Genomic DNA, 17618 nt, shown 5'->3' on the forward strand with positions numbered 1-17618 from the left:
ATGCGCATCGCGCGGATTGACCCTACGAGAGGCTTTCGCGCATATGGCGCGAGGCAATGAGGGAAAACCATGACCGAAACACTGACCTTCGAGGACCGCAAGCGCCTCGAGATGACCGTGCTGATGACGCCCGATCAGGCGAATTTTTCGGGCAAGGTGCATGGCGGCGCGCTGCTGAACTGGCTCGACCGGGTCGCGTTCTCGCTCGCCTCACGCTACTCGCAGCGCTACGCGGTGACGCTGTCGGTCGACCAGGTGACCTTCCAGCAACCGATCAACGTGGGCGAGCTGGTAACGTTTCGCGCCAGCGTGAACCATACGGGCCGCACCTCGATGGAGATCGGCATCCGCGTCGAAGCCGAGAACATCACCGCGGGCACGCGGCGACACACGAACAGCTGCTATTTCACGATGGTCGCGGTGGATGAAAACGGAAAACCCGCAGAGGTGCCGACGCTGAAGCCCGACACGGACGAGGAACGCCACCGCTGGCGCGCCGCCGAACTCCGCCGGGAACTGCGCCGTGAATTCGCCGCGAAGATGGATGCGGCTGCGGATCACGGCGAGGGCTAAGCCTGAGCGCGTGACCGGAGTTCGGGCCACCGCGCCAAACGAAAAGGGCGCCCCGCGGGGCGCCCTTTCGCGTTTCTCTCGACCCTTGGCCGATCAGGCGTGGATCGCGCCGTCGCCGCAGGCCAGGGCGGCTTCGCGAACGGCCTCGGAGAAGGTCGGGTGAGCGTGGCAGGTCAGCGCCACGTCCTGTGCCGAGGCGCCGAATTCCATCGCCACGCAGATTTCGTGGATCAGGTCGCCCGCGCCGGGGCCGATGATGTGGCAGCCGAGGATGCGGTCGGTTTCCTTGTCCGCGATCAGCTTCACGAAGCCGTCCGACTGGAACACGGCCTTGGCGCGGCCATTGCCCATGAAGGAGAACTTGCCGACCTTGTAGGCGCGACCGTCCTGCTTGAGCGCCTCTTCGGTCTGACCGACCGAGGCGACTTCCGGGCTGGTGTAGATCACGCTCGGGATCACTTCGTAGTTCACGTGACCATGCTTGCCCGCGATGACTTCGGCAACAGCCATGCCTTCGTCCTCGGCCTTGTGGGCGAGCATCGGGCCGGTAACCGCGTCACCGATCGCGTAGATGCCCTTGGCGGTGGTCTGCCAGTGCGCGTCAGTCTTCACCTGACCGCGCGGCAGCATCTCCACACCCACGCCCTCAAGCCCCAGACCGTCGGTATAGGGCTTGCGTCCGGTCGCGACGAGGACGGTCTCGGTCTCGATCGACGCGTTGCTCTCATCCTTGCGCAGCTGGTAGTTCACCGTGGCCTTGCCGTTCTTCACGTCGACGCTCTGGACGGCGGCGCCCATGACGAATTTCAGTCCCTGCTTGGTCAGGATCTTCTGGAAGTTCTTCGAGACCTCGCCGTCCATGCCGGGGGTGATTGCGTCGAGATATTCCACGACGGTGACATCCGCGCCGAGACGAGCATAGACCGAGCCCATTTCCAGACCGATGACGCCCGCGCCGATCACGACCATCGACTTCGGGATCTTGTTCAACGACAGCGCGCCGGTCGAGGTCACGACGGTTTTCTCGTCGATCTCGATGCCCGGCAGCGACGACGGCTCGGAGCCGGTGGCGATCACGATCGACTTGGCGTTATGGACGTCGTCGCCCACTTTCACCTTGCCGGCCTCGGGGATCGAACCCCAGCCCTTGATCCAGTCGATCTTGTTCTTCTTGAACAGGAACTCGATGCCCTTGGTGTTGCCGTCGATGACTTCCTGCTTGTAGGTGAGCATCTGCTTCCAATCGACCGAAGGCGATTTGCCCTTCAGGCCCATCTTGGCGAAGTTATGCTCGGCTTCGTGCAGCTCGTGGGTGGCGTGCAGCAGCGCCTTGGACGGGATGCAGCCCACGTTGAGGCAGGTGCCGCCGAGGCTTTCGCGGCCTTCGACACAGGCGGTCTTCAGGCCCAGCTGGGCGCAGCGGATGGCGCAGACATAGCCGCCCGGGCCGCCGCCGATCACGATCACATCATAGTCAGCCATTGTTCTTGCTCCTTGGGTTGGGGCGCGAGGAGGCCTCGCGCCGGGAGGTCAGATCAGCGCGGCAATCGCCAGCGCCAGAATTGCGAAGAAGGAAAAGCCCCAGATGAGCGAGCGCCACGGCACCCAGCCCAGCAGATAGGACGGAATGTAGAGGAGTCGCGCGATCAGGAAGATCCAGGCGAAGGCCACGGTGGCGGCGCTCGATTGTCCGGTCAGTCCGATGACCAGTGCGACGGGGGCGAAGAGGATGAGACCCTCGAAGGAGTTGTTCATCGCGCGCTGCAGCCGTCCGAGCAGGGTCGAGATCGGCGGCGGCGTCTTGTCGCGCGGGGAAACGGGGTATTTTGTGCCGAGCTCGGTATTGGCCTTCACCGAATACGCCACCATCAGCCCCAGATGGAGCAGGATCGCGAGTATGAGCACGGTCAGTTCGGGGGTCATCGGTCGCTCCCGGAGGTGAGGGAGGACCGGGGGCTGTCTGCCCCCCGGACCCCCCGAGGATATTTAGCAAGAGCGAAGGGGCAGGGGATGCCGCCTTCGTTCCGGTCTTACAGATCCATCAGCAGGCGGCGCGGGTCTTCCAGCGCTTCCTTGACGCGCACGAGGAAGGTCACGGCGCCTTTGCCGTCGACGATGCGGTGGTCGTAGCTGAGTGCGAGATACATCATCGGCTTGATGACGATCTGGCCGTTCTCGACCATCGGACGTTCCTGGATCTTGTGCATGCCGAGGATGCCCGATTGCGGCGGGTTGAGGATCGGCGAGGACATCAGCGAGCCATAGACGCCGCCGTTCGAGATGGTGAAGGAACCGCCCTGCATCTCGGCCATCGAGAGCTTGCCGTCACGGGCGCGGGTGCCCATCTCGGCGATCGTCTTCTCGATCGAGGCGAAGCCCATCTGGTCGGCGTCGCGCACGACCGGCACGACGAGGCCGTTCGGGGTGCCCACGGCCACGCCCATGTGGACGTAGTTCTTGTAGACGATCTCGTTACCGTCGATCTCGGCGTTGACTTCCGGGACCTCTTTCAGCGCGTGGCAGCAGGCCTTCACGAAGAAGGACATGAAGCCGAGCTTCACGCCGTGCTTCTTGAGGAACAGGTCCTTGTACTCGTTGCGCAGGTTCATGACGCCCGACATGTCCACCTCGTTATAGGTGGTCAGCATCGCGGCCGTGTTCTGCGAGTCCTTGAGGCGCTTGGCGATGGTCGCACGCAGGCGGGTCATCTTCACGCGCTCTTCGCGCGACGCGTCATCGGCATTGACCGGACCGCGCGGCGCCTGCGAGGGCGTCGAGGCGACGGAAACCGAGGCCTGCTTCGGCGCGCTTTCGGCCTTGGCCACGTCTTCCTTCATGATCCGGCCATCCTTGCCCGAACCCTGAACGGAAGCCGGGTCGATGCCCTTCTCCGCCATCAGCTTCTTGGCGGACGGCGCATCCTCGACATCCTTGCCGCCCTTGCCGCCGGCGGCGGGGGCTTCGGATTTGGTCTCTTCCTTGGCGGGCGCGCTGGCGGCGGTTCCACCGCTTTCGCCCTCGGCGATCACGGCCAGCTTGGCCGAGGCGTCGACGGTCGTGCCTTCCTCGGCGACGATCTCTTTGAGAACGCCAGCAGCGGGCGACGGCACTTCGACCGAGACCTTGTCGGTTTCCAGCTCGCAGAGCATCTCGTCGGCCGCGACCGTGTCTCCGACCTTCTTGAACCACGTCGACACAGTTGCCTCGGTGACCGATTCACCAAGGCTGGGCACCATCACGTCGGTCATCTTTCCCTCGTTCGATTGGGGCTGTTGGGCGGGTTTTTCCGCCGGTTTGTCTTCTTTCTTCGGCGCGGGGCTGGCGCCAGCCTCTTCGATCGTCGCGAGAAGCGCATCGACGCCGACGGTCTCGCCTTCGGCGGCGACGATCTCGCCGAGCGTGCCGGCTGCGGGGCTCGGCACTTCGACGGTCACCTTGTCGGTTTCGAGCTCGCAGAGCATCTCGTCGGCGGCCACGGTGTCGCCGGGCTTCTTGAACCAGGTGGCGACGGTGGCTTCCGTGACGCTCTCGCCGAGCGTGGGAACGCGGACTTCAGTGGACATCTATTCAACCCTCCAGTGCATCGTTGACGAGCGCGTCTTGCTCGGCCTTGTGGCGGCTTGCCAGACCCGTCGCGGGCGAGGCGGACGCCGCGCGGCCGGCATAGCGCGCACGGGCATGTTTCGCGTCGATCTTGGCGAGGACCCATTCGATATAGGGTTCGACGAAGAACCAGGCGCCCTGGTTTTTCGGCTCCTCTTGGCACCAGACGATCTCGGCATTTTTGAAGCGGGTCAGCTCTTTGGTGACCGCCTGCGCGGGGAACGGGTAGAACTGTTCCAGACGCAGCAGGTAGACATCGTCGAGCCCACGCTCGTCGCGCTGCGCGAGCAGGTCGTAATAGACCTTGCCCGAGCACATCACGACGCGCTTGATCTTGTCGTCGGCCTTCAACTCCAGATCCGAATTGCCGCGCTCTGCATCGTCCCACAGGACGCGGTGGAAGCTCGATCCGGTGGTGAACTCCTCCGCCGTGGAGACGGCCTTCGGGTGACGCAGCAGCGATTTCGGCGTCATCAGGATCAGCGGCTTGCGGAAGTCGCGGTGGATCTGGCGGCGCAGGATGTGGAAGTAGTTCGCCGGCGTCGTGCAGTTCGCGACGATCCAGTTATCTTCCGCCGACAGTTGCAGGAAGCGCTCCAGACGGGCCGAGCTGTGCTCTGGGCCCTGACCTTCGAAGCCGTGCGGCAGCAGGCAGACGAGGCCCGACATGCGCAGCCATTTCCGCTCGCCCGAGTTGATGAACTGGTCGAACATGATCTGCGCGCCGTTGGCGAAATCGCCGAACTGGGCTTCCCAGAGCGTCAGCGCCTTCGGTTCCGCCAGAGAGTAGCCGTATTCGAACCCGAGCACCGCGTATTCGCTGAGCATCGAGTCGATCACCTCGTAGCGGGCCTGACCCTCACGGATGTGGTTGAGCGGGTAATAGCGGTCCTCGTTCTCCTGGTTCACGAAGGCCGAGTGGCGCTGCGAGAAGGTACCACGGGTGGCGTCCTGACCCGACAGGCGGACAGGGTAGCCCTCGGTCACGAGCGAGCCGAAGGCCAGCGCTTCGGCGGTCGCCCAGTCGAAGCCCTTGCCGGTCTCGAACATCTGCTTCTTGTTGTCGAGCAGACGCTGCACCGTCTTGTGCAGGGCAAAGCCCTCGGGCGCGGTCACGAGCGCCTTGCCGACCTCCTCGAGAGTGTCGGGCGAAATCGCGGTGGTGCCGCGCTCGTATTCGCTCTTTTCCCGCTCCATGCCGGACCAGCGACCGTCGAGCCAGTCGGCCTTGTTCGGTTTGAAGACCTTGCCGGCCTCGAACTCCTCGTTGAGATGCGACTGGAACGAGGCTTTCATATCCTCGATCTCGCCCTCGGGGATCAGGCCATCGGCCACCAGACGCTCGGTGTAGAGTTGCAGCGTGGTCTTGTGGGTCTTGATCGACTTGTACATCACCGGGTTGGTGAACATCGGCTCGTCGCCTTCGTTGTGACCGAAGCGGCGGTAGCAGAAGATGTCGATCACGACGTCCTTGTGGAACTTCTGACGGAACTCGGTCGCGACGCGGGCGGCGTGCACGACGGCCTCGGGATCGTCGCCGTTCACGTGGAAGATCGGGGCTTCCACCATCAGCGCGAGATCGGTCGGGTAGGGCGAGGTGCGCGAGAAGTGCGGCGCGGTCGTGAAGCCGATCTGGTTGTTGACGACGAGGTGGATCGTGCCACCGGTGCGGTGACCGCGGATGCCCGAGAGCTGGAAGCACTCGGCCACGACGCCTTGACCGGCGAAGGCTGCATCACCGTGTAGCAGCACCGAGACGACCTTGGAGCGGTCCGAACGGTCGGCCAGCTGATCTTGCTTGGCACGGACCTTGCCGAGCGCGACCGGGTTCACCGCCTCGAGGTGTGAGGGGTTCGCGGTCAGCGACAGGTGGACCTTGTTGCCGTCGAACTCACGGTCGGCGGAGGCGCCGAGGTGGTATTTCACGTCGCCGGAGCCGTCCACGTCCTCGGGCTTGAACGAGCCGCCCTGGAATTCGTGGAAGATCGCGCGGTAGGGCTTTTGCAGCACGTTCGCGAGGACCGAGAGGCGACCGCGGTGGGGCATGCCGACCACGACCTCTTGCAGGCCGAGCTGGCCGCCCCGCTTGATGATCTGCTCCATCGCCGGGATCAGCGCTTCGCCACCGTCGAGGCCGAACCGCTTGGTGCCCATGTACTTGACGTGCAGGAACTTCTCGAAGCCTTCGGCCTCGACGAGCTTGTTGAGGATCGCGCGGCGGCCGGTCTTGGTGAAGGTGATTTCCTTGCCGTAGCCTTCGATACGCTCTTTCAGCCAGGCCGATTGCTCGGGATCGGAGATGTGCATGTATTGCAGCGCGAAAGTGCCGCAATAGGTGCGCTTCACGATATCCATGATCTGGCGCATCGAGGCGATCTCGAGGCCGAGCACGTTGTCGATGAAGATCGGACGATCCATGTCGGCATCGGTGAAGCCGTAGCTCTTCGGATCGAGCTCCGGATGCTGGCCGGTGTCGCGCATCCCCAGCGGGTCGAGATCGGCGGCGAGGTGACCGCGGATACGGTAGGCACGGATGATCATCAGCGCGCGGATCGAGTCCAGCACGGCGCGTTTGACCGCCGCCTCGTCGACCGCGACGCCGGCCTCGGCAGCCTTCTTCTTGATCTTGTCGCCAGCGGCCTTGCCCTCGGCGGGGGCGGGCCATTCACCGGTCAGCGCCGCAGTCAGATCGTCGGCGGCCATCGGCGGCCAGTCGCGACGCTCCCAGCTTGCGCCTTCGGCGGATTTTCTCACGTCCTGATCGGGATCACCGAGCGAGGCGAAGAAGGCAGCCCAGGCGGTATCGACCGAAGACGGATCTTCGGCAAACTTCGCATAAAGCTGCTCGACATATTCGGCATTCGCGCCTTGCAGGAACTGCGAGGCATTGAACTGGTCGTTGGGGGATTGGTCGGTCATTTTCCTCACCTTCGGTCGGTGAAACAGGGATCTGCGGGAACTCGAACGTTTATCGCCGGCCCGTTGAAGAGCGCGCTAAGCGCGGGGCACGCGAGGCGGTGGCGGGGCCGCGCGGAGCGCAGAGGCCCTCGCGACGGATACGGGGGTGGAACGGCACATGATGCTGGGTCCTTTCCTTCGCGCGCGGGGCCCTCACAGATACGTCGAAACCGGCACCTGCTTGCCCGGGCATATTGCCTTCTGGCTCAGTGATGTAGGTGCTGATTTCGGGACTTCCATGCAGGGCAGGGATGCGCGCGGGGTCGGAGGTGCCCGACGAGCGGGGAGCCGGGACCGGAACGGGCCCGCCATGAGCGGAGGTTCCGGCGAATTCCGTGGCGAGCCATGCGCCGCTCGCGACGCGCTCTGCCGCAGAAGAAGACCGGCCCCCGTCGCTGCTTTCGAGCAGGGCGCATGCGACCGTCCCCGAAACGGGGAGGGAGGCGCGCCGTGCGATCCGCAGCGACATGGGTCCGGTCCTTTCCTTGGTCTGGATGCAGGGCCGCGTGCGCCGCGACCCTGCCAGTTTCGAGAGGGCTTATTCGCCCTTGATCGCTTTCATCACCGCTTCGCCCAGCGTGGCAGGGCTGTCAGCGACGACGATACCGGCCGACTTCATGGCCTCGATCTTCGATTCCGCATCGCCTTTGCCGCCCGCGACGATCGCGCCGGCGTGGCCCATGCGGCGGCCGGGAGGGGCCGTGCGGCCGGCGATGAAGCCAGCGGTCGGCTTCCAACGGCCTTTTTTCTTCTGCTCGGCGAGGAATTCCGCGGCTTCTTCTTCCGCCGAACCACCGATCTCACCGATCATGATGATCGATTCCGTTTCCGGATCGTCGAGGAACATGTCGAGCACGTCGATATGCTCGGTGCCCTTGATCGGGTCACCGCCGATGCCGACGGCCGAGGACTGGCCCAGACCCATATCGGTGGTCTGCTTGACCGCCTCGTAGGTCAGCGTGCCCGAGCGCGACACGACGCCGACCGAACCACGCTTGTGGATGTGGCCGGGCATGATGCCGATCTTGCAGGCGTCGGGGGTGATGACACCGGGGCAGTTCGGGCCGATCAGACGCGACTTGGAGTCGATCAGCGCGCGCTTGACCTTCATCATGTCGAGGACCGGGATCCCCTCGGTGATGCAGACGATCAGTTCCATTTCCGCGTCGATCGCTTCGAGGATCGAGTCAGCCGCGAAGGGCGGCGGAACGTAGATCACCGAGGCGTTCGCTTCGGTCTTGGCTTTCGCCTCGTGGACCGAGTTGAAAACCGGCAGGCCGAGATGCTCCTGGCCGCCTTTGCCGGGGGTCACGCCGCCGACCATCTTGGTGCCGTACGCGATTGCCTGCTCGGAGTGGAAGGTGCCCTGCGAGCCGGTGAAGCCCTGGCAGATGACCTTGGTGTTTTCGTTGACGAGAACTGCCATGATTTTTAGCCTTTCACCGCTTTGACGATTTTCTCTGCGCCATCCGACAGGTTGTCGGCGGCGATGACGTTCAGGCCGGAATTCGCGATGATTTCCTTGCCTTTTTCGACGTTGGTGCCCTCGAGGCGGACGACCAGCGGCACTTCGAGGCCGACTTCCTTCACCGCAGCGATCACGCCTTCGGCGATGATGTCGCAGCGCATGATGCCGCCGAAGATGTTCACGAGGATACCTTTGACGTTCTTGTCCGAGGTGATGATCTTGAACGCTTCGGTCACTTTCTCTTTCGTGGCGCCACCGCCGACGTCGAGGAAGTTCGCCGGTTCCGCACCGTAGAGCTTGATGATGTCCATCGTGGCCATTGCGAGGCCAGCGCCGTTCACCATGCAGCCGATCTCACCGTCGAGCGCGATGTAGTTGAGGTCGTATTTCGACGCTTCGAGCTCTTTGCTGTCTTCTTCGGTCTCGTCGCGCAGGGCGGCGATGTCCGAGTGGCGGTAGACGGCGTTGCCGTCGAAGCCGAGCTTGGCGTCGAGCACCTTGAGGTTGCCGTCGGTCATGACGATCAGCGGGTTGATCTCGAGCATCTCCATGTCCTTCTCGATGAAGGCTTGGTAGAGCTTGCCGAGAAGGCCGACCATCTGCTTCACCTGCGGGCCTTCGAGGCCGAGCGAGAAGGCGACGCGGCGGCCGTGGAACGGCTGGTAGCCGGTCGCCGGGTCGATCGAGAAGCTGAGGATCTTGTCGGGGGTGTTCGCCGCGACTTCCTCGATGTCCATGCCGCCTTCGGTGGAGGCCACGATCGAGACGCGCGAGGTCACGCGGTCGACGAGCAGCGCGAGATACAGTTCGCGCTCGATGTCGGAGCCGTCTTCGATGTAGATGCGGTTGACCTGCTTGCCCGCCGGGCCGGTCTGGTGCGTCACGAGCGTCTTGCCGAGCATCTGCTTGGCGAGCGTTTCAGCCTCTTCGACCGATTTGGCCAGGCGGACACCGCCCTTTTCGCCGGCTTCGGCTTCCTTGAAGTGGCCCTTGCCGCGGCCACCGGCGTGGATCTGCGCCTTGACGACCCAGAGCGGACCATCGAGTTCGCTGGCTGCGGTCTTCGCTTCTTCGGCCTTGAGGACGACACGGCCGTCCGAGACCGGTGCGCCATAGCTCTTGAGAAGCTGTTTGGCCTGATATTCGTGGATATTCATCCTTGGATACCCCATGCTGGTGCGATTTGAGGGGGTTCTAGGCGCTTAAGCCGGGGGGACAAACCGAAATCGCGACAATCTGCCCCACTCGCCCGGAAAAAGCGACATACGTGATCACAGGGCGGAAAGGTGTGATCACAAATCGGAAAATGCTGCGCTGTGGCATGGGTGCACTGGCACGACTCGGTTAATTGAACCTATCTGCGCTGAGCGCATTGGCAGGGATCGAATTCAGATGACGCAAGGGCAAGATATGCCGCGCTGGGGCGTGGTGGCGACGGTGGACGAACCGGCTGCGCTGGTGGCCGCCTATGTCGCGCATCATCTGAGCATCGGCGCCAGCGAGGTCCACGTCTTCTTCGACCGCCCGAACCCGGAGGCCGAGGCGCTGCTCGCGCCGGTCGAGGGCGCCTTCATCCACCATTCCGGCGATGACGATTGGGAGCGTAGCTGGCGCCGGAAACGTCCCGCACGCCATCAGGGCCGCCAGAAATACAACGCGACCCGCGCGCTGACCGAGACCGAGCTCGATTGGATGATCCATTGCGACGCGGATGAGTTCGTGAGCCTCGTGCGCCCGCTCGAATGGGAACTGGCGAAAACAGGCGAACAGAAAGCGTGGCTGCGTCTCGAAGTCGACGAGCGCTGCTATCTCGACCGCAAACCCGGCCCGGATATTTTCAGCGGCGTGTTCCGGCGGCGCTGGGACGGGTTTCAGGATGACGGGCTGATGTTCTACGGCTTCCGCGCGCGCTTTCTGAAGAAAGGTCTCGCGGGTCATGTCGCAGGGAAGCCCGTCGTGCGCGCCGGGCGGGGCTATGCGATCGGGGTGCACTACCCGCTGAAAGACTGGGACAGTAAGGAAAACGATTTGCCTTACAGGCCCAGCTATAATGGGCGGTTGATGCATTTCGATGGGCTGACGCCATTGCACTTCATCCTCAAGATGCTGCGCCGCGCCACGACCAAGGTGAAGGGGCAACCCGTGCCCTATGTCGGGTCCCGCAAGGCGCAGTTCGCCGAAGCCGCTGAGCGCGCCGCCGATCCCGCCGAGCTGAAGGCGCTCTGGTGGGAGGTGCAGGGGATGCGCGACTACGAGGCAGCCGAGTTGGAGGCCCACGAGCTGCTGATCCGCCCGGACGTGAAGATCGCGGCCGAAACGCGCGCGCTTTTTGGCGACAGGGTGGACCTTTCGCCCGCGTCGTTCGACCATGCGCTGCTTCTCCATGAGGCCGAGCTGATCGCTCGCCTAAAGGACGAATTCGGCTTCGATCCGGAGCCGCTCGTCAGTTCAGCATGAACATCATCAAGCCTGTCCGACTGCCGACCAACCGCGAAAAGCGCGTCCAGTTCTCGGGCGTCAGCATCGGAGCGTCGGTGAAATAGGGATCGAGCGCCCAGCCCTGAACGACCCCGGTCAACGGCAACGGCGCGGGGTCTTCGAGCCACGCGCCCAGATCGACCCCGATCGGCACGCGCCAGAAGGGGAAGGACTTTTCGCTCGTCAGGAGCGCCTCGCCATCGCTCAGCACGCCCCGCCATGTCTCGCCAAGACGGTCGGGAAACTCGACGTCAAGCGCCTGATCCTGCGCGTCGCTCGGAATCCACTCCGCCTGATTGTCGGTCTCGGCTTCGGCAAGGTCCCAGAACTGCCGGTTATCCGCAATCATTGCCAGCCAATGATCCCGCGCGGCGCGGGTGTGTTGCGGGTCGGGTTGCTGGTGGAGCATGTCGAGAAGCGCAGCCGCCGGGTCGACGAAGCTGAAAATCCTCAGCCCGTCCATCGAACTGTATTGACCCGCGCTGGCGGCTTTCTCCTGCGCTTCAACGAGTTTCGCGTAGGTTTCCAACACCCGCGCGATCGCCGGCTCAGGATCGAAGGCGAGGGTCAACTCGCCGGCGCCCGAGATCAGATGGGTATAGGCGGAAAGCCAAGCCGCATCCGCATTGTCGAAGCGCACGATCCGAGCCTCCGCGGCTTCGGTCTCCGGTGCGCGCGGCATGAAGACGCCGCGCAGAATTGTCACCGCCGACTCGCCGTCATCGCGCGCGCCATTGCCATCCAGATCGAACCAGAGGTCGTTCAGGTCGATCGCAAGACCGAACTCCGGCCCATCGGCCACACCGTCGAGCGCGGATCTCGCCCGATCCATCTCGGCGATCAGGGCCTCGCTTTCGCGCGTGACCGCATCGGCGGTAAAGGTTTCGCGCGGCGCGGCGCTGTCGCCGGGGACGTTGCCGATTAAGGGCATCAGCACACGGGCGGCGCCGGCCTCCATCTGCCATCGCGTTGCGGCTTCGAGACTTGCGAGGAACTCCAGCCCCGCCAGCGCGAAGCGATCCTTCGGCGCGAGCGCGTCCCGCGATTTCAGATCGTCCAGCACAGCCTTGATCCCCTCCGCCCCGATCCTTGCCGAGATCGGATCGACGGCAGGCGCATCGCTGCGCGTGATCTTGGCGGTGACCGGCCCGTCCTGCGCATGGGCGGCAATCGGTGAAGCGGCGAGCAAGGCGGCGAAACACGTGACGAGACGGGCGGAACACATGACACTCTCCAAAACAAAGGGCGCGCCGACAAAGGCGCGCCCCAAGATTGGATCAGTCCTGTATTTCGATCAAGCGAGCGTGCTGTCGATACCCTTGCAGGCTTCCACGAGACCTTTCACCGCATCGACCGATTTGTCGAACATCGCCTGCTCGTCCTTGTTGAGCTTGATGTCGATGACCTTCTCGATGCCCTTGGCGCCGATCACGGTCGGAACGCCGACATAGAGACCGTCGAGGCCGAGCGCGCCTTTGACGTAAGCGGCGCAGGGCAGGACGCGCTTCTGGTCTTTCAGGTAGGCTTCCGCCATCTCGATCGCCGAGGTGGCCGGGGCGTAGAAGGCCGAACCGGTCTTCAGGAGGCCCACGATTTCGGCGCCGCCGTCACGGGTGCGCTGGACGATCGCGTCGAGCTTCTCCTGCGTGGTCCAGCCCATCTGCACGAGGTCGGGGAGCGGGATGCCACCGACGGTCGAGTAGCGCGCGAGGGGCACCATGGTGTCGCCGTGGCCGCCGAGCACGAACGCGTTCACGTCGCGCATCGAGACGCCGAATTCCAGCGACAGGAAGTGACGGAAACGTGCCGAGTCCAGAACGCCCGCCATGCCGACGACCTTCTGTGCCGGCAGGCCGGAGAATTGCTGCAGCGCCCAGACCATCGCGTCGAGCGGGTTGGTGATGCAGATGACGAAGGCGTCGGGCGCGTGGGCTGCAATGCCCTCGCCGACCGATTTCATCACCTTGAGGTTGATGCCGAGCAGATCGTCGCGGCTCATGCCCGGCTTGCGCGGAACGCCAGCGGTCACGATGCAGACATCCGCGCCCGCGATATCGGCGTAATCGTTGGTGCCCTTGAAGGAGCCGTCGAAGCCTTCCGCCGGGCCCGACTCCGCGATGTCGAGCGCTTTGCCCTGCGGCGTACCTTCGGCGATATCGAACAGAACGACGTCACCGAGTTCCTTGATGGCGGCGAGATGGGCGAGCGTGCCGCCGATCTGGCCGGCGCCGATAAGGGCGATCTTGGGTCTGGCCATTTGGTCCTCCGGGTGGATGGATTGGAAAATAGATCGCGGGTGGAGTAGCTCTTTGGCTCGCAAAGGGCAAGGGTGCTGCGCTGCGGCGAGGCTGCTTGTATGCACTCGTATGCAGAAACTGCCCCACCCGCGGCGCGCATCCGCCCGCGCGAGGTTCCGTTTCCCGGCGCGCCATGCCAGCAAGAGGACCGACCGGGGCAGGGCGATTCTCTGCGCCCGCGGGAAGAGGGACAAGCGATGATGGATTTGGGAACGCTCGGCTGGGCCTTGGCGGTCTTCGCCGCCGTCATGGTGGGCCTGTCGAAGGGCGGCGTTCCTATGGCAACCTCGATCTCGGTCCCGGTGCTGGCGATCGTGATGGACCCGATCGCGGCCGCGGGCCTGTTGCTGCCTGTTTATATCATCGCGGACATGTTCGGCCTCTGGGCATATCGCAAGCATTACGACCGGCGTGTGCTGGCGATCCTGATCCCCTCGGCGACCTTCGGTATCGGTATCGGCTGGGCCACCGCAGAGATCGTGCCCGAACGCTGGGTGACCTTGATGGTCGGCGTGATCGGCGCTGTTTTCGCGGTGAACGCGCTGTTCCGGCATCGGCATGGTGCGCGGCAGGAAGCGCGGGTCGCGCCGGGCCTGTTCTGGGGCACGATCGCGGGCATCACCAGTTTCGTCAGCCATTCCGGCGCGCCGCCCTACCAAGCCTACACGATCCCGCTGAACCTGCCAAAGCAGGTATTCGCGGGGACGGCGACGATCCTGTTCTCCTATGTCAATCTCGCGAAGCTCGGGCCTTATATCGCGCTTGGCGAAGTAAGCTGGGGCAGCATCGGCACCGCGTTGATCCTGGCGATACCGGCCTCGGCTTCGGTGTTCCTCGGCGTCTGGTTGGTCAAGCGGATGCCCACTGAAATCTTCTTCAAGGTCGTGATCTGGGCACTCCTGCTAATCTCGCTGAAGCTGATCCAGCAAGCGCTCATGAACTGAGGGGGCGGCGTTTAAAGCGCCGCGTCTTTCTGCGGAAGTTTCCCGTCGAGTTCCTCGAATGCCTCGCCCGAGGCGATCAGGCAGCTCACGCCATCCGCCGGGGTGACGATGATCGTCCAGTTGCCCGCCTCCGCCGCGAAAATTTCCAGCACGGAGTTATTTGCGGAGAGCGCCACCATGCGGCGGCTCTCGTGATATTTCGCTTCGAGATTGGCCACGATCTCGTCTCGCTTGCCACAGGCGCGCGACGGATCAGACGGGTCCCGCGTCTCACCGAAAGAAGCCTGAGCGAAGCCGATCGCTGCGGCCAGGCCGAGCGTGAGCACATAAGTTTTGTTCAGCATTTTGATCCCTCTGAAAGCATCATCCGAGAGTGACGGTCCAGCTGTCAAGAAAGCTTTACGATGGCGCTGCGCGATGTCGGCGGTTGTGATTTTTCTGCGATGCGGCAAATCTGGCCTTGCCGATTCTGTCCCATTCGTGCGATCTGGCGAAAGAAAATTGCGAGATGGAGAATCAAATGGCCCGCCCGACCCGTTCCGTGCTCTACATTCCCGGCTCGAAACAGCGTGCGCTGGAAAAGGCCACCGGGCTTGCCTGTGACGCGATCATCTTCGACCTCGAAGACGCCGTGGCGATCGACGAGAAGGTCAATGCGCGCGCGCTCCTTGCGAAGACGCTGACCGAGGTCGATTACGGCCCGCGCATGAAGATCGTGCGGGTCAACGGGCTCGACACCGAATGGGGGCGCGAGGATGTGCTGGCCTTTGCCGACGCGATCCGCGCAGGCGCCAAGGTCGATGCGATCCTGATCCCGAAGGTCTCCACGCCCGCCGATCTTATCGCGGTGGCCGATCTCATTCAGAGCGTGCCGCTCTGGGCGATGATGGAGACCGCGCTGGGGATGCTCAACGCGGGCGATATCGCGGCGCATCCGCGGCTCGAAGGCATGGTGATGGGCACCAACGATCTAGCGAAGGAACTCGGGAGCCGCTTCCGCGCCGATCGCCTGCCGATGCAGACGGGGCTGGGCCTGTGCCTTCTCGCCGCGAAAGCGCATGGCAAGATCATCGTCGACGGCGTCTATAACGCCTTCAGGGATGACGAGGGCCTCAAGGCCGAATGCGAACAGGGGCGCGACATGGGCTTCGACGGCAAGACGCTGATACACCCCGCGCAACTCGAGGTCTGCAATGCGGCCTTCGCCCCTTCCGATGCCGAGATCGACCTCGCCCGACGCCAGATCGCTGCCTTTGAGAAAGCCGAGGAAGCGGGGCAGGGTGTCGCGGTCGTGGATGGAAAGATCGTCGAAAATCTGCATATCGTCACGGCGCGGCAAGTCCTCGCCAAAGCGGAGGCGATTGCCGCGCTTGGCAGCTAAGAGGCAATCGCAATGACATTACTCATCCTCGGCGTCCTGATCTGGTCGCTCGCACATCTGGCAAAACGGATCTTTCCGGGCTTCCGGCGCGCGCTCAAAGGGGCCGAGCGTCCGATGGTCGCCGCTCTCGTCCTGATCAGCCTCGTTCTGATGTTCGTCGGCTGGCGCGCAAGCGATCCGGTCTTCTACCTCTGGACGCCGAACGCGGCGCTCAAGGGGATCAACAACCTGCTGATGCTCTTCGCGGTCTACCTGTTCGCGGTCTCGGGCATGAAGCTCTGGCTCAGCGGCAAGATTCGCCACCCGCAGCTGACTGCGGTGAAGACCTGGGCCGTGGCGCACCTGCTGGTCAACCCGACCCTGCCGGGGATCATCCTGTTCGGCGGTCTGCTCGCCTGGGCCGTGGTGGAGGTCATCCTGATCAACAAGAAGTCGAAGCCCGCGAAAGTCACGCCCGAGGTGAAAGTCGGCAAGGAGATCGGCGGCATCGTCGGCACGATCGTCGTCTTCGGCCTGATCGCGATGATCCACATCTGGTTCGGTCACAACCCGTTCGGAGCCTGACATGAAAATCTACCGCCTTCTGACCGAGGAAGACACCTCAGCCTTCTGTCACAAGGTCAGCCTTGCGCTGTCCAAGGGCTGGGTGCTGCATGGCGATCCGCAATATGCCTACGATCATGCGAATGGCGTGATGCGCTGTGCCCAGGCCGTGACCAAGGAGATCGAGGGTGAGTATCACCCCGACATGAAGCTGGGAGAGCAATAATGGGCAAAACCAATCCGGGCCGTTTCTTCGAGGACTACAAGCTGGGCGACGTGATCCGTCACGCCGTCCCGCGCACCGTCGCGGAAGGGGAGCGTGCACTGTATCACGCGCTCTACCCGGCGCGGCATGCGCTCTATTCCTCGGACGAATTCGCGGCGGCCTGCGGATTGGATGGCTCGCCTCTCGACGATCTGATCGCCTTCCACGTCGTCTTCGGCAAGACGGTGCCGGACGTGTCGCTCAACGCGGTGGCCAATCTCGGCTATGCGGAAGGGCGCTGGCTGAAGCCGGTCTATCCGGGCGACACGCTGCGCTCGGAATCCGAGGTGATCGGGGTCAAGCAGAACTCCAACGGCAAGTCGGGCGTGGTCTATGTCCGCACCCGCGGTCTGAACCAGGCGGGTGAGGTTGTGCTGGAATATGTCCGTTGGGTGATGGTGCGCAAAGGCGATCTGGACGCGCCCGCGCCCGAGACCGTGCTGCCCGATCTGGCATCGGTCGTGGCGCCGGAGGATCTGGTGATCCCCGAGGGGCTGAGCTTCGAGGATTATGATTTCGATCTGGCGGGCGAGCCGCATCGTTGGGGCGATTACGAGATCGGCGAAAAAATCGACCATGTGGACGGGGTGACCATCGAGGAAGCCGAGCACATGATCGCCACGCGCCTGTGGCAGAACACCGCCAAGGTGCATTTCGACGCGACCTTCCGTGCCGATGGCCGGCGCCTGATCTATGGCGGGCATGTCATCTCCATGGCGCGCGCGCTGTCCTTCAACGGACTGGCGAACGCCCAGTTGATCGTGGCGCTCAATGCCGGGGCGCATGCCAACCCGTGCTTCTCGGGCGATACGGTGAAAGCGTGGTCGGAAGTGCTCGACAAGGCCGAGACAGGCGCGCCTGGCGTCGGCGCGATCCGTCTGCGTCTGGTCGCCGTGAAACAGGGCGCGCCGGAGTTCGGCTATAAGGGAGAAGACGGCAAATATCTCCCCGAGGTGCTGCTCGACCTCGACTACTGGGCTCTGATGCCGATCTGATCGCCGCCCGAGAGACTCACTCCCGGGGGCAGGGCGCCCGGGAGCGTTAACATGTGATCACGCACAGAATTTATGTGATCACAAAGCGAATTTTTCGCCGCTCTTTACGCGCA

16 protein-coding genes are annotated in these 17618 nt (G+C 63.7%); 7 read left to right on the top strand and 9 right to left on the bottom strand.

The annotated features are described in order from the left end of the window. Positions 1 to 69: 69 nt before the first annotated feature. Positions 70 to 573: an acyl-CoA thioesterase gene (locus DEM26_RS04435; RefSeq protein WP_075776198.1), complete on the top strand. Its 504-nt coding sequence runs from the start codon at positions 70 to 72 to the stop codon at positions 571 to 573. A gap of 93 nt (positions 574 to 666) precedes the next feature. Here DEM26_RS04435 and lpdA read toward each other — a convergent pair whose 3' ends face one another. The 6 genes from lpdA to sucC all read right to left on the bottom strand — a co-directional run bounded on the left by lpdA (position 667) and on the right by sucC (position 9759). Beyond that, the gene (gene lpdA, locus DEM26_RS04440) at positions 667 to 2055 is read right to left on the bottom strand and encodes a dihydrolipoyl dehydrogenase (RefSeq protein WP_109171801.1); all 1389 of its coding nucleotides are present in this window, start codon (positions 2053 to 2055) and stop codon (positions 667 to 669) included. A 48-nt stretch (positions 2056 to 2103) separates the two neighbouring features. After that, positions 2104 to 2496 carry an MAPEG family protein gene (locus tag DEM26_RS04445; protein ID WP_075776196.1) on the bottom strand — a complete coding sequence of 131 codons (393 nt, stop codon included), beginning with the start codon at positions 2494 to 2496 and terminating at the stop codon, positions 2104 to 2106. Positions 2497 to 2603: 107 nt separating this feature from the next. Continuing rightward, positions 2604 to 4136, bottom strand: a complete 1533-nt coding sequence (gene odhB, locus DEM26_RS04450) for a 2-oxoglutarate dehydrogenase complex dihydrolipoyllysine-residue succinyltransferase (protein ID WP_088719089.1) — start codon at positions 4134 to 4136, stop codon at positions 2604 to 2606. A gap of 4 nt (positions 4137 to 4140) precedes the next feature. Continuing rightward, positions 4141 to 7095, bottom strand: coding sequence for a 2-oxoglutarate dehydrogenase E1 component (locus DEM26_RS04455; protein ID WP_075776194.1), 2955 nt, complete (start codon positions 7093 to 7095; stop codon positions 4141 to 4143). Positions 7096 to 7672: 577 nt separating this feature from the next. Continuing rightward, on the bottom strand, positions 7673 to 8560 hold the full coding sequence (sucD, locus tag DEM26_RS04460) for a succinate--CoA ligase subunit alpha (RefSeq protein WP_075776193.1): 888 nt from the start codon (positions 8558 to 8560) through the stop codon (positions 7673 to 7675). A 5-nt stretch (positions 8561 to 8565) separates the two neighbouring features. Next, entirely contained in the window at positions 8566 to 9759 is a 1194-nt protein-coding gene (gene sucC / locus DEM26_RS04465) for an ADP-forming succinate--CoA ligase subunit beta (RefSeq protein ID WP_075776192.1), read from the bottom strand. Between the two features lie 235 nt (positions 9760 to 9994). Here sucC and DEM26_RS04470 point away from each other — a divergent pair, with 235 nt between their 5' ends. After that, on the top strand, positions 9995 to 11059 hold the full coding sequence (locus tag DEM26_RS04470) for a glycosyltransferase family 2 protein (protein WP_088727026.1): 1065 nt from the start codon (positions 9995 to 9997) through the stop codon (positions 11057 to 11059). Here DEM26_RS04470 and DEM26_RS04475 read toward each other — a convergent pair. Together DEM26_RS04475 and mdh are read right to left on the bottom strand one after the other, a co-directional pair. After that, complete coding sequence (locus tag DEM26_RS04475) at positions 11046 to 12305, bottom strand: hypothetical protein (RefSeq protein WP_088727025.1); 1260 nt, start codon at positions 12303 to 12305, stop codon at positions 11046 to 11048. The genes DEM26_RS04470 and DEM26_RS04475 overlap by 14 nt on opposite strands. A gap of 69 nt (positions 12306 to 12374) precedes the next feature. After that, on the bottom strand, positions 12375 to 13337 hold the full coding sequence (gene mdh / locus DEM26_RS04480) for a malate dehydrogenase (protein WP_109171802.1): 963 nt from the start codon (positions 13335 to 13337) through the stop codon (positions 12375 to 12377). Positions 13338 to 13574: 237 nt separating this feature from the next. Between mdh and DEM26_RS04485 the strand changes: the two genes are divergently transcribed. Continuing rightward, positions 13575 to 14321, top strand: a complete 747-nt coding sequence (locus DEM26_RS04485; RefSeq protein ID WP_346393643.1) for a sulfite exporter TauE/SafE family protein — start codon at positions 13575 to 13577, stop codon at positions 14319 to 14321. Between the two features lie 11 nt (positions 14322 to 14332). Here DEM26_RS04485 and DEM26_RS04490 read toward each other — a convergent pair whose 3' ends face one another. Beyond that, the gene (locus DEM26_RS04490) at positions 14333 to 14665 is read right to left on the bottom strand and encodes a hypothetical protein (RefSeq protein WP_233243021.1); all 333 of its coding nucleotides are present in this window, start codon (positions 14663 to 14665) and stop codon (positions 14333 to 14335) included. 176 nt (positions 14666 to 14841) lie between these two features. Between DEM26_RS04490 and DEM26_RS04495 the strand changes: the two genes are divergently transcribed. Genes DEM26_RS04495 through DEM26_RS04510 form a run of 4 tightly spaced genes read left to right on the top strand, consistent with a single transcriptional unit; the run spans position 14842 to position 17505 of the window. After that, a complete protein-coding gene (locus tag DEM26_RS04495) occupies positions 14842 to 15702 on the top strand; it encodes an HpcH/HpaI aldolase/citrate lyase family protein (RefSeq protein ID WP_369907729.1) in 861 nt (286 codons plus the stop codon). 12 nt (positions 15703 to 15714) lie between these two features. Continuing rightward, positions 15715 to 16266 carry an NnrU family protein gene (locus DEM26_RS04500; RefSeq protein WP_109171804.1) on the top strand — a complete coding sequence of 184 codons (552 nt, stop codon included), beginning with the start codon at positions 15715 to 15717 and terminating at the stop codon, positions 16264 to 16266. Position 16267: 1 nt separating this feature from the next. After that, entirely contained in the window at positions 16268 to 16471 is a 204-nt protein-coding gene (locus DEM26_RS04505) for a DUF1737 domain-containing protein (RefSeq protein ID WP_075776186.1), read from the top strand. Continuing rightward, positions 16471 to 17505, top strand: a complete 1035-nt coding sequence (locus DEM26_RS04510; RefSeq protein ID WP_075776185.1) for a MaoC family dehydratase — start codon at positions 16471 to 16473, stop codon at positions 17503 to 17505. Before DEM26_RS04505 ends, DEM26_RS04510 begins: the two co-directional genes overlap by 1 nt. The last annotated feature ends 113 nt before the right edge of the window (positions 17506 to 17618 follow it).

Source organism: Thioclava sp. NG1 (assembly GCF_003122275.1).
GTDB lineage: Bacteria > Pseudomonadota > Alphaproteobacteria > Rhodobacterales > Rhodobacteraceae > Thioclava > Thioclava nitratireducens.

Bases quoted from the DNA above. Each gene is read 5' to 3' on its own strand.
- DEM26_RS04435 (WP_075776198.1), top strand. From the start codon at position 70: ATGACCGAAACACTGACCTTCGAGGACCGCAAGCGCCTCGAGATGACC.
- lpdA (WP_109171801.1), bottom strand. From the start codon at position 2,055: ATGGCTGACTATGATGTGATCGTGATCGGCGGCGGCCCGGGCGGCTAT.
- DEM26_RS04445 (WP_075776196.1), bottom strand. From the start codon at position 2,496: ATGACCCCCGAACTGACCGTGCTCATACTCGCGATCCTGCTCCATCTG.
- odhB (WP_088719089.1), bottom strand. From the start codon at position 4,136: ATGTCCACTGAAGTCCGCGTTCCCACGCTCGGCGAGAGCGTCACGGAA.
- DEM26_RS04455 (WP_075776194.1), bottom strand. From the start codon at position 7,095: ATGACCGACCAATCCCCCAACGACCAGTTCAATGCCTCGCAGTTCCTG.
- sucD (WP_075776193.1), bottom strand. From the start codon at position 8,560: ATGGCAGTTCTCGTCAACGAAAACACCAAGGTCATCTGCCAGGGCTTC.
- sucC (WP_075776192.1), bottom strand. From the start codon at position 9,759: ATGAATATCCACGAATATCAGGCCAAACAGCTTCTCAAGAGCTATGGC.
- DEM26_RS04470 (WP_088727026.1), top strand. From the start codon at position 9,995: ATGACGCAAGGGCAAGATATGCCGCGCTGGGGCGTGGTGGCGACGGTG.
- DEM26_RS04475 (WP_088727025.1), bottom strand. From the start codon at position 12,305: ATGTGTTCCGCCCGTCTCGTCACGTGTTTCGCCGCCTTGCTCGCCGCT.
- mdh (WP_109171802.1), bottom strand. From the start codon at position 13,337: ATGGCCAGACCCAAGATCGCCCTTATCGGCGCCGGCCAGATCGGCGGC.
- DEM26_RS04485 (WP_346393643.1), top strand. From the start codon at position 13,575: ATGATGGATTTGGGAACGCTCGGCTGGGCCTTGGCGGTCTTCGCCGCC.
- DEM26_RS04490 (WP_233243021.1), bottom strand. From the start codon at position 14,665: ATGCTGAACAAAACTTATGTGCTCACGCTCGGCCTGGCCGCAGCGATC.
- DEM26_RS04495 (WP_369907729.1), top strand. From the start codon at position 14,842: ATGGCCCGCCCGACCCGTTCCGTGCTCTACATTCCCGGCTCGAAACAG.
- DEM26_RS04500 (WP_109171804.1), top strand. From the start codon at position 15,715: ATGACATTACTCATCCTCGGCGTCCTGATCTGGTCGCTCGCACATCTG.
- DEM26_RS04505 (WP_075776186.1), top strand. From the start codon at position 16,268: ATGAAAATCTACCGCCTTCTGACCGAGGAAGACACCTCAGCCTTCTGT.
- DEM26_RS04510 (WP_075776185.1), top strand. From the start codon at position 16,471: ATGGGCAAAACCAATCCGGGCCGTTTCTTCGAGGACTACAAGCTGGGC.